The sequence below is a fragment of the Kitasatospora sp. NPDC056327 genome, from assembly GCF_042261735.1.
GTDB lineage: Bacteria > Actinomycetota > Actinomycetes > Streptomycetales > Streptomycetaceae > Kitasatospora.
The window spans coordinates 1-10,134 of sequence record NZ_JBHJRC010000301.1 but is presented as its reverse complement, the minus strand read 5'-3'; the positions used below and the strand labels follow the sequence as shown (position 1 = coordinate 10,134).

Below are 10,134 nucleotides of genomic sequence, written 5' to 3'. Positions count from 1 at the left end.
CCTCCGCGGCCGGGGCACCCTCGGCGGTACCCGCGGCGTGCCCGGTGTCCGACGGGCCCCTGCCGGACCGGTCCTCGCCGGACCGGCCGACCGACCGCACCCGCTCCGCCAGCGCGGCGACCGCGGCCGCCTTGTCCGCCGCCGCATCCGCACCCGCCGCACCGGCACCCGTCGTGCCCGCGCCGTCCGCACCCGCCGGCCCCTGCGCCGGCGACGCCTGCCCGGGCACCGGAACCGCGCCGTCCGGAACCGCGCAGTCCGGGGCCGCCTCCGTCGAGGTCTCCTCCGGAGCGCCGTTCTCCGCGTCAGTCATCGTCCGCTCCACGAAAGCTCAACTCCACTGCTGGGTGCCGCCCGCCCCCTTGACGGGGCGGGCGGCGGGGTCGGGCCGGTCCGGGGCCGCGCGGGGCGGCCGGGCCGGCGGTCGGTCGGTTCGGGCAGGTTCGGGTGGTGGGGCCGGGCGGCCGTTACAGCTCGCTCCACCCCTGGTCGGGGTAGCGGTGGACCGGCGCCGAGATGTCGTCGAGCGCACCGCGGATCTCCTCCGGAAGCGTAAGCGCCTCCACCGACAGCGCCGCCCGGAGCTGCCCGACGGTCCGCGCCCCGACCAGTGCGCTGGTCACCCCGGGCCGGTCCCGGACCCAGGCCAGCGCGACGGCCAGCGGGCTGCTGGCGAGACCGTCGGCGGCGGTGGCGACGGCGTCCACGATCCGTCGGGAGCGCTCCCCGAGGTAGGGCTGGACGAATCCGGACAGGTAGGGCGAGCCGCCCCGGGAGTCCTGCGGCACCCCGTGCCGGTACTTGCCCGTGAGCACCCCGCGCCCGAGCGGCGAGCCCGCCAGCACGCCCACCCCGGCGTCCCGGGCGGCGGGCAGCGCCTCGCGCTCGATGCCGCGCTGGAGCAGCGAGTACTCCAGCTGCGCCCCGGCCAGCGGCACCCGGCCGTGGTGGGCGTGCTGCCAGGTGGCGGCCTTGGCGAGCTGCCAGCCGCTGAAGTCGCAGACCGCGACGTAGCGGGCGCGGCCGGAGGAGACCGCGATGTCCAGTGCGCTGAGGGTCTCCTCGACCGGGGTGGCCGGGTCGAAGGCGTGCACCTGCCAGAGGTCGACGTAGTCGGTGCCGAGCCGGCGCAGCGAAGCGTCGAGCGCGCCGAGCAGGTGGCCGCGGGAGCCGTCGAAGCGGCGGCCGGAGGCCGGCACGCTGCCCGCCTTGGTGGCGATGACCAGGTCGGAGCGGGGGACCAGGCTGTCGGTGAGCCGGGAGAGCAGGTACTCCGCGTCGCCGTCGGCGTAGACGTCGGCGGTGTCGACGAGGTCGCCGCCGGCGTCGACGAACTCCTTGAGCTGCTCGGCCGCCTCCTGCTCGTCGGTGTCGCGGCCCCAGGTCATGGTGCCGAGGCCGAGCCGGGAGACCTGCAGCCCGGTGCGGCCGAGGTGACGCTTTTCCATCGGACGGGCCCTCTCACTGGCCGGAGGTGCGGTGGCGCGACGGTGCGTGCGGCGGGGGATGCCGCGGGGGCGAACCCGGGGGGCAAACGCGCAGGTGGGGCAGGGCGCCCCACCTCGGCTGAGCGTAGCGGCCGGTGCCCGGACCGGCGTGCAGACCCGCAGAACGATCACCGCCCGCGGGCCCCGCCCACGGCGCCGGGACGCGCGGACGGGCGCGGCCGGACGGTCGGCGCGCGGGCCCGCGGCCGACCGTGCGCCCGGTCGGCGACGAGCGGCCGAAATGTGACCCGGACCACCACTACCGGCCAGTAGCATGTCCGCCGGACGAGCCGTCGCCCTCGTGACGGACCCGAACTGGAAGGCAGTGCCCATGCGACTCGGCATCAACCTCGGTTACTGGGGACTCGGCATGGACGCCGACAACACCGCCGTCGCCCAGGAGGCCGACCGGCTCGGCTACTCCGTCTGCTGGGCGGCCGAGGCCTACGGCTCGGACGCCGCGACCGTGCTCTCCTTCGTCGCCGCCCGGACCGAGCGGATCGACGTCGGCTCGGCCATCTTCCAGATCCCGGCGCGCACCCCGGCGATGACCGCGATGACCGCCGCGACCCTGGACACCCTCTCCGGCGGGCGGTTCCGGCTCGGCCTCGGCGTCTCCGGCCCGCAGGTCTCCGAGGGCTGGTACGGGGTGAAGTTCGACAAGCCGCTGGCCCGCACCCGCGAGTACGTGGAGATCATCCGCAAGGCGATGTCCCGCGAGCGGCTGGTCCACGACGGCGCCCACTGGACACTGCCGCTGCCCGGAGGCCCCGGCAAGCCGATCAAGCTCACCGTGCACCCGGTGCGCGAGCGCATCCCGCTGTACGTCGCCGCGATCGGCCCGAAGAACCTGGAGCTGACCGGCGAGATCGCCGACGGCTGGCTCGGCATCTTCTTCGCCCCCGAGCACGCCGCGCTCTCCCTCGACCCGCTGAGGACCGGGCGGGCGAAGGCCGGCGCCGAGCCCGGCGAGGAGCTCGACGGCTTCGACGTCTGCCCGACCGTCGGCATCGTCGTCGGCGACGACATCGCGGCGGGCGTCGACTCGCAGCGCTCCTACACCGCGCTCTACATCGGGGGCATGGGCAGCAAGGAGAAGAACTTCTACAACCAGCTCGCCCGCCGGATGGGCTACGAGCAGGCCGCCGACGAGATCCAGGAGCGGTACCTGGCGAGGGACTACGCGGGGGCCGCCGCCGCCGTCCCGCACGACCTCGTCGACGCCACCGCGCTGATCGGCGACACCGCCCGGATCGCCGACCGGATGCAGGCCTACGCGGACGCCGGCGTCACCACGCTCACCCTGGCCCCGGCCGGCTTCACCCTCGACGAGCGGATCACCGCCCTGCGCACCGGCGTCGAGGCCCTGGAGCGCGCCGGCCTGGCGTGACGCCGCCCCCGCCGCCCGGTCCCGCCCCCGCCGTCCCGGCCCCCGCCCGGTCCCTCGCGCGGGGGTCGGGCGGCGGACCCGTCAGAGCCAGTCGTGCCGCTTGAACACCCGGTGCAGCAGCACGCAGACCAGCACCATCAGCCCGACCGCCGCCGGGTAGCCCCAGGCCTGGCGCAGCTCGGGCATGTGCTCGAAGTTCATCCCGTACACGCCGGCGATCATGGTCGGCACGGCGGCCAGCGCCGCCCAGGCGGAGATCTTCCGCATGTCGTTGTTCTGCTGCACGCTGACCTGCGCCAGGTTGGCCGCCAGGATGTCGGAGAGCAGCCGGTCCATGCCCTCCACCAGGTCGTTGGTGCGGGCCAGGTGGTCGGCGACGTCCCGCAGGTACGGCAGCGCCTCGGCCCGGACGTACGGCACGCCGCCGCGCTCCAGCCGCAGCATCGGGTCGAGCAGCGGCCCGGTGGCCCGGCGGACGGTCACCAGCTGCCGCTTGTAGCCGTAGATCCGGCTCGCGATGTCGCGGCCCACCCGGCCGGGGGCGAACACGTCGGCCTCCAGCTCGTCGAGGTCGGCCTGGATGCCGACGGCGACGTCGACGTAGCCGTCCACCAGGGTGTCGCAGACCGAGTGCAGCACGGCGCTCGGGCCGAACCTCAGGACCTCGGGCTGCTGCTCCAGCCGGGCCCGCAGATCGCCGAGCGGGCTGTCGGCGCCGTGCCGGACCGTCATCACGAAGTCCTCGCCGACGAACAGCATCATCTCGCCGCTGGTCACCGCGTGGCCGCCGGGGTGGTAGCCGAGGGTCTTGAGGGCGACGAACAGCGAGTCCTGGTAGACCTCGACCTTCGGGCGCTGGTGGGCGCCGACCGCGTCCTCGACGGCGAGCGGGTGCAGGCCGAACTCGCCGCCGACCCGGTCGAGTTCCTCGGTGGTCGGTTCGAACAGGCCTATCCACACGAAGCCGCCCGGGCCCGCCTTCCGCGCGGCGGCGAGGCTGCCGGCGGGGTCCGCGGGCGTCGCGACCGGTCGGCCGTCGCGGTAGATGGCGCAATGGACGATCATGCGGGCCATTGTCGCCCCTGGCGGCCGTCCGAAACATCCCCCACGGCGCCGGTTCGTCCCGCCGGCGGGCGCGCCGGGCGACCGGACCCGGTGCCCCGGGCCGGGCGCCGACCAAGATCCGCGAGCGGGCCCGCCCCGGGCCCGGGAGGCCGTAGGGTAGGGCCCATGCCCACCCTGCTGCTCGTCCGCCACGGCCGCTCCACCGCGAACACCGCCGGAATCCTGGCCGGTTGGACGCCCGGGGTGGACCTCGACGACACCGGGCGCGCGCAGGCCGCCGCGCTCGCCGGCCGGCTCGCCCCGGTCCCGCTGGTCCAGGTGGTCAGCAGCCCGCTGGAGCGCTGCCGCCAGACCCTCGAACCGCTGCTCGCCGCCCGGCCGGACCTCGCCGGCCCCGAGCGCGGCGGCACGGCGCCGGGCGAGCCGGCCCTGGACGAGCGGCTCGGCGAGTGCCACTACGGGGAGTGGACCGGCCGGCCGCTGCGCGAGCTGGCCGAGGAGCCGCTGTGGCGCGTCGTGCAGGACCACGCGGCGGCGGCGGCCTTCCCCGGCGGGGAGTCGCTGCGCGGGCTGAGCCACCGCACGGTGGACGCCGTCCGCGAGTGGAACGGGAGGATCGCCGCCGAGCACGGCGACGACGCGGTCTGGCTCGCCTGCTCGCACGGTGACGTGATCAAGGCGGTGGTGGCCGACGCGCTCGGCCTGCACCTGGACCACTTCCAGCGGATCAACGTCGACCCCTGCTCGGTCACCGCGATCCGCTACACCGCGCGCCGGCCGTTCCTGCTGCGGATGGGCGACACCGGCGACCTCGCCGCGCTCGCCCCCGCGCCCGCCGCCGGCGCGGACGGGGACGCCGCGGTCGGCGGCTCCACCGGCGCGGCCTGAGCCGCCCGCTCCGCTTCCGGCCGGGCCCGCCCCGTCGAGGGCTCGGCTCCCCGGCCCGGCCCGGGAGGTCGTAGGGTGACCAGTGGGTCCCCGCGCACCGGCCGGGAAGCCCGACGCACCCGACGACGTACCCAACGACGTTCAGACGATTCACCACGATCGACACGATCCGGAGCGAGAGCGTGCCCCGTCAGGTCTTCTTCTACGACCAGCCCGAACGGTTCGTGGCCGGCACCGTCGGCCAGCCCGGCGCCCGGGCGTTCTACCTGCAGGCCAGCGCCCGTGGGCGGATCACCAGCGTGCTGCTGGAGAAGACCCAGGTCGCCGCGCTCGCCGAGCGGATCGACGAGGTCCTCGACGAGGCGCTGCGCCGCAGCGGCGGTTCGGCGACCATCCCGGCCTCCGCCCCGCAGGACCTGCTCGACACCGCGCCGCTGGACCTCCCGCTGGAGCAGGAGTTCCGGGTCGGCACCATGGCCCTGGCCTGGGACGGCGTGGACGGCTGCCTGGTGGTCGAGGCGCAGGCCCTGGTCGAGGACGAGGAGGGCGGGGACGAGGGCGCCGCCGTCTTCGAGGACGACGAGAACGGCCCCGACATGCTCCGGGTGCGGCTCTCCGGCGCGATGGCCCGGGTGTTCGCCAAGCGGGCGCTGGACCTCGTCGCGGCCGGCCGCAAGCCCTGCCCGTTCTGCAACCTCCCGCTCGACCCGGAGGGCCACCTGTGCCCGCGCGCGAACGGGTACCGGCGCTGAACACGCAGACCGCGGACCCGGCCGAGCCGCCGCGGTCCGACCCCGCCGAGGCCGCCGCCCTCGCCGCCGACCCGCCCACCGCGCTGCGGCTGCTGCGCGAGGGCGGGCTGACCGTGCACGGCCGGCTCACCGACGCCTCCAACGCCGCCCTCTACTGCACCGTCACCGGCGCCGACGGCCTCGCGGCCCAGGCCGTCTACAAGCCGGTGGCCGGCGAGCGCCCGCTCTGGGACTTCCCGGACGGCACCCTGGCCGGCCGCGAGGTCGCCGCGTACGAGGTGTCGGCCGCCACCGGCTGGGGGCTGGTGCCGCCCACCGTCCTGCGCGAGGGCCCGCACGGGCCGGGCATGGTGCAGCTGTGGGTGGAGCCCGATCCGGACGCCGCCCCGCTGCTCGCGCTGCAGGACCCGCGCGGCCCCGAGGAGGGCTGGCTGCCGATCGTCCGGGCCGAGGTCGGCGGCGGGCGCACCGCGCTGCTGGTCCACCCCGACGACGACCGGCTGCGCCGGCTGGCGGTGCTGGACGCCGTCCTCAACAACGCGGACCGCAAGGGCGGCCACGTCATCCCCGCGGCCGACGGCCGGATCTACGGCATCGACCACGGCGTCACCTTCAACACCGAGGGCAAGCTGCGCACCCTGCTCTGGGGCTGGGCCGGGCAGCCGCTGCCCGCGGAGGCGGCCGCGGTGCTGACGGCCCTGGGGGAGCAGCTGGACGGCGCGCTGGGGGAGCGGCTGGCCCCGCACCTGACCGCGGCCGAACTGGACGCCACCCGGGCCCGGGTGGCCGCCCTGCTCGCCACCGGCACCCACCCGCCGCCCTCCGAGGACTGGCCGTCCATTCCCTGGCCGCCGGTCTGACGGGCCGGGCCGGCCGCGCGCGGACCCCGGTCCCGGGGCTCCGGGGCCGCGGGCCCCGCACCGCCGATCCGTCGGCCCACCGGCCCGTCGGCCCCACCGTTCCATGGTCGGCACAGCCGTCCGTCCGAGGGTCCGTCGGCACCCAAAGCCGGTAATGGTCTGGACCGGTGACCCGGACCGGCCGCACACTGCGACGATGGACGAGCGACGGACCACCCCCCACCTGGACCTGCCGCTGCATCGCCTCCAGGTCCCGCTGCCGCATCTGCTCCCGTTCGCGATCGGCAGCTTCGACGCCATCGGCCCGCTGTCCCGGGCCGGCTTCCCCCACCGGCACTCCTTCTACGAGATCGTGTACGTCACCGGCGGCCGCGGCGCCCATGTCCTGGACCTGGTCCAGCGGCCGCTGCAGCCACCGCAGTTGTGCGTGATCGCGCCCGGCCAGGTGCACTACTGGGCGGACACGGACGGCCTCACCGGGCAGGTCGTGCTGTTCAACGAGGACTTCCTGCTGGCGCACCCGCAGGACCTCGCCGCGCTGCGCACCCTGGCCTCCCGCCCGGCGGTGCGGCTGGGCGAGCAGGCCGAACCGATCGGCGCGCTGCTGGCCGACATGGAGGCCGAGTACCGGGCCCGGCCGGCGGGCTATCCGGGAGTGCTGAGAGCCAGCCTGCACATCCTCATAGTCCGCGCCCTGCGGGCGTGTTCGCCGGGCGGCTCGGGCCCGCTCCCGGCCCGCACCGGGGACCTCGCGGCGGCCTTCACCCGGCTGATCGCGACCCCGGGCGGAGTGCAGCGCTCGGTCTCCTCCTGCGCGCACGAGCTGGGCGTCTCCTCCGGTCACCTGCAGGCGATGGTCAAGCAGGCGACCGGCCGCACGCCGGGCCGGCTGATCCGTCAGCAGCAGACGCTGGAGGCGAAACGCCTGCTGGCCAGCACCGAACTGACGGTCAGGCAGGTGTCGAGGGAGGCCGGGTTCGGTGATCCGGCGTACTTCTGCCGGTTCTTCCGGCGCGAGACCGGGATGACGCCGGGCGAGTTCCGGACGAAGGTCGGAGGAAATCACCACGATCCCCGGATCACGTCCATCGCGGCGGCTCCGGACGGCCCGTAGGTTGACTCTGGCCACCGGCGGACCGCCCGGCGCGAGCGGGCGGCCCGCCGGCCCGGTCCTTGTCATGCCCCCACCATGGCAAGGGCCGCCCCCGAACGGAACCACCAGATCCCCCACACTCACATCGAAGGAGTCGGCGCATGCCCGCGTCCGAAGAGCCCCTCACCGGGACGGACGGTTCGACCGACCGTCGGATCAGCCGCAAGAGCGTCCTCCGGGCCGCCGCCGTGCTCGGCACCGCACCGCTGCTGGTCGGCGGAGGCGTCGCACTGGCCCGTGACCGCGTCGACGCCGGCGAGATGCCGGAGTTCACGCCGGAGTGCCACGACGGCGACGCCCCCACCATCTCGCAGACCGAGGGCCCGTACTTCAAGCCCAACTCCCCGCTGCGCAGCTCGCTGATCACCGACAGCACCCCCGGCACCCGCCTCACCGTCAGCGGCATCGTCTTCGGCCGCGGCTGCGTCGGGATCCCCAACGTGCTGCTGGACTTCTGGCAGGCCGACGTCAACGGCGACTACGACAACTCCGGGTTCAACTTCCGGGGCCACCAGTTCACCAACGCCCAGGGCGCGTTCAGCCTCACCACGATCGTGCCCGGCCTCTACCCGGGCCGCACCCGGCACATCCACGTCAAGCTCCAGGCCCCCGGCCGCTCGGTGCTCACCACCCAGCTGTACTTCCCGGGCGAGCCGCGCAACAGCACGGACACCATCTACGACGCGCGGCTGCTGATGAACGTCCGCCAGGTCGGCTCGGCCAAGGAAGCCACGTACGACTTCGTGCTCAACGTGCCGCAGACCCCGACCCCGACCCCCACCACCCCGAGGCCGACGGGCACCACGCCCAACCCGACCCCGACCCCGACCAGCACGCAGACGGGCGGCGGCGGCACCTGGACCGCGGGCACCTTCTACAACGCGGGCGACCGCGTGACCTACGGCGGCTCCTCCTACCAGTGCCTCCAGGGGCACACCGCCATCACCGGCTGGGAGCCGCCGAACGTGCCGGCCCTCTGGCGGCGGTTGTAGCGGCTCCGGCCGTCCGCACGGAGGGTCAAGGGCGCCCGGTCGGCGGCAGGGCCGACCGGGCGGCCCGTCCGCCCGGACCGCTCCGCGAGGCCGTGCGCGGGGCGGATCCGGGGTGTCCGGGGAGCGGACCGGACGGCGTGCGGCGTGTCAAGCACCGGACATGATCGGTCCGGAACCGCTCGGGACACGAAAGCAGACGAATCCAGTCGATCTTGCCGACTGGTTAGGCTTTCAAATGTTCTCACGGTTAAAGTCAATGCCATGCATGCCTGGCCCGCCTCCGAGGTTCCCCCCCTGCCTGGTCAGGGGCTCCCCCTTCGCATCCACGACACCGCGACGGGCGGCGTCCGGGAGGTCGTGCCGCAGGACGGCACCGCCCGGATCTACGTCTGCGGCATCACCCCCTACGACGCGACCCACATGGGGCACGCCGCCACCTACAACGCCTTCGACCTGGTGCAGCGGGTGTGGAGGGACGCCGGACACGACGTCCTCTACGTGCAGAACGTCACCGACGTCGACGACCCGCTGCTGCAGCGCGCGGTCGAGACCGGCCAGGACTGGGTGGCCCTCGCCGAGCGCGAGACCGCCCTCTTCCGCGAGGACATGACCGCGCTGCGGCTGCTCCCGCCGGCCCACTACATCGGCGCCGTCGAGTCGATCCCGTGGATCGTCCCGCTGGTCCAGAAGCTGCTGGCGAGCGGCGCCGCCTACGAGCTGGACGGCGACATCTACTTCTCGGTCGAGGCCGACCCGCACTTCGGCGAGGTCTCCGGCCTGAGCCGCGACGCCATGCACCCGGTCTTCGCCGAGCGCGGCGGCGACCCGGAGCGCCCCGGCAAGCGCCACCCGCTGGACGCCCTGCTCTGGCTCGCCGCCCGCCCCGGCGAGCCCGCCTGGGACACCGAGCTCGGCCACGGCCGGCCCGGCTGGCACATCGAGTGCGTGGCCATCGCGCTGCAGTTCCTCGGCATGTCCTTCGACATCCAGGGCGGCGGCAGCGACCTGTCCTTCCCGCACCACGAGATGGGCGCCGCGCACGCCCAGGTCGCCACCGGCGCCCATCCGTACGCCCGGGCGTACGTGCACGCGGGCATGGTCGGCCTGGACGGCCACAAGATGTCCAAGTCCCGCGGCAACCTGGTCTTCGTCTCCGCGCTGCGCCGCGACGGCGTCGACCCGGCCGCGATCCGCCTCGCCCTGCTCTCGCACCACTACCGCGAGGACTGGGAGTGGACCAAGGCCACCCTGGACGAGGCCGTCGAGCGGCTCGCCCGCTGGCGCGCCGCGGTGTCCCGCCCGGACGGCCCGGCCGCCGAGCGGCTGCTCGCCGAGGTGCGGGCGGCGCTCGCCGACGACCTGGACGCCCCCGCCGCGCTGGCCGCCGTGGACCGCTGGGCCGCCGCGCAGCAGGAGCTGGGCGGCACCGACACCGGCGCGCCCGGTCTGGTCAGCCGCACGGTGGACGCGCTGCTCGGCGTCGCGCTCTAGGCAGGTGTTCCGCCCCGGGCGCGGGACGCCCGGAAGACGCCGAGGGGGCGCCGGAC

At 75.2% G+C, this 10,134-nt stretch carries 9 protein-coding genes and 1 pseudogene; 7 read left to right on the top strand and 3 right to left on the bottom strand.

Features of this window, described 5'->3' with window-relative positions:
* Both ACFCX4_RS30460 and ACFCX4_RS30455 read right to left on the bottom strand, forming a co-directional pair.
* Positions 1 to 313, bottom strand: a pseudogene (locus ACFCX4_RS30460) (hypothetical protein); the annotation flags it as partial.
* A gap of 154 nt (positions 314 to 467) precedes the next feature.
* On the bottom strand, positions 468 to 1,448 hold the full coding sequence (locus tag ACFCX4_RS30455) for an aldo/keto reductase (protein ID WP_376149409.1): 981 nt from the start codon (positions 1,446 to 1,448) through the stop codon (positions 468 to 470).
* 370 nt (positions 1,449 to 1,818) lie between these two features.
* Between ACFCX4_RS30455 and ACFCX4_RS30450 the strand changes: the two genes are divergently transcribed.
* A complete protein-coding gene (locus ACFCX4_RS30450; RefSeq protein ID WP_376149406.1) occupies positions 1,819 to 2,877 on the top strand; it encodes an LLM class F420-dependent oxidoreductase in 1,059 nt (352 codons plus the stop codon).
* An 81-nt stretch (positions 2,878 to 2,958) separates the two neighbouring features.
* Here the strand turns inward: ACFCX4_RS30450 and ACFCX4_RS30445 are convergent, their stop codons facing one another.
* Positions 2,959 to 3,951, bottom strand: coding sequence for a magnesium and cobalt transport protein CorA (locus ACFCX4_RS30445; RefSeq protein ID WP_376149403.1), 993 nt, complete (start codon positions 3,949 to 3,951; stop codon positions 2,959 to 2,961).
* Between the two features lie 156 nt (positions 3,952 to 4,107).
* Here ACFCX4_RS30445 and ACFCX4_RS30440 point away from each other — a divergent pair, with 156 nt between their 5' ends.
* The 6 genes from ACFCX4_RS30440 to mshC all read left to right on the top strand — a co-directional run bounded on the left by ACFCX4_RS30440 (position 4,108) and on the right by mshC (position 10,078).
* Positions 4,108 to 4,830: a histidine phosphatase family protein gene (locus ACFCX4_RS30440; RefSeq protein WP_376149400.1), complete on the top strand. Its 723-nt coding sequence runs from the start codon at positions 4,108 to 4,110 to the stop codon at positions 4,828 to 4,830.
* Positions 4,831 to 5,012: 182 nt separating this feature from the next.
* A complete protein-coding gene (locus tag ACFCX4_RS30435; protein ID WP_376149397.1) occupies positions 5,013 to 5,582 on the top strand; it encodes a DUF3090 domain-containing protein in 570 nt (189 codons plus the stop codon).
* A gap of 83 nt (positions 5,583 to 5,665) precedes the next feature.
* A complete protein-coding gene (locus ACFCX4_RS30430; protein ID WP_376149412.1) occupies positions 5,666 to 6,442 on the top strand; it encodes an SCO1664 family protein in 777 nt (258 codons plus the stop codon).
* A gap of 196 nt (positions 6,443 to 6,638) precedes the next feature.
* Positions 6,639 to 7,556 carry an AraC family transcriptional regulator gene (locus ACFCX4_RS30425; RefSeq protein WP_376149394.1) on the top strand — a complete coding sequence of 306 codons (918 nt, stop codon included), beginning with the start codon at positions 6,639 to 6,641 and terminating at the stop codon, positions 7,554 to 7,556.
* Positions 7,557 to 7,696: 140 nt separating this feature from the next.
* A complete protein-coding gene (locus ACFCX4_RS30420; RefSeq protein ID WP_376149391.1) occupies positions 7,697 to 8,587 on the top strand; it encodes a carbohydrate-binding protein in 891 nt (296 codons plus the stop codon).
* 261 nt (positions 8,588 to 8,848) lie between these two features.
* Entirely contained in the window at positions 8,849 to 10,078 is a 1,230-nt protein-coding gene (gene mshC, locus ACFCX4_RS30415; RefSeq protein ID WP_376149388.1) for a cysteine--1-D-myo-inosityl 2-amino-2-deoxy-alpha-D-glucopyranoside ligase, read from the top strand.
* The last annotated feature ends 56 nt before the right edge of the window (positions 10,079 to 10,134 follow it).

What these genes read in the sequence shown, in the direction of transcription:
- ACFCX4_RS30455 (WP_376149409.1), bottom strand. Translation starts at nt 1,448, where the DNA reads ATGGAAAAGCGTCACCTCGGCCGCACCGGGCTGCAGGTCTCCCGGCTC.
- ACFCX4_RS30450 (WP_376149406.1), top strand. Translation starts at nt 1,819, where the DNA reads ATGCGACTCGGCATCAACCTCGGTTACTGGGGACTCGGCATGGACGCC.
- ACFCX4_RS30445 (WP_376149403.1), bottom strand. Translation starts at nt 3,951, where the DNA reads ATGGCCCGCATGATCGTCCATTGCGCCATCTACCGCGACGGCCGACCG.
- ACFCX4_RS30440 (WP_376149400.1), top strand. Translation starts at nt 4,108, where the DNA reads ATGCCCACCCTGCTGCTCGTCCGCCACGGCCGCTCCACCGCGAACACC.
- ACFCX4_RS30425 (WP_376149394.1), top strand. Translation starts at nt 6,639, where the DNA reads ATGGACGAGCGACGGACCACCCCCCACCTGGACCTGCCGCTGCATCGC.
- ACFCX4_RS30420 (WP_376149391.1), top strand. Translation starts at nt 7,697, where the DNA reads ATGCCCGCGTCCGAAGAGCCCCTCACCGGGACGGACGGTTCGACCGAC.
- mshC (WP_376149388.1), top strand. Translation starts at nt 8,849, where the DNA reads ATGCATGCCTGGCCCGCCTCCGAGGTTCCCCCCCTGCCTGGTCAGGGG.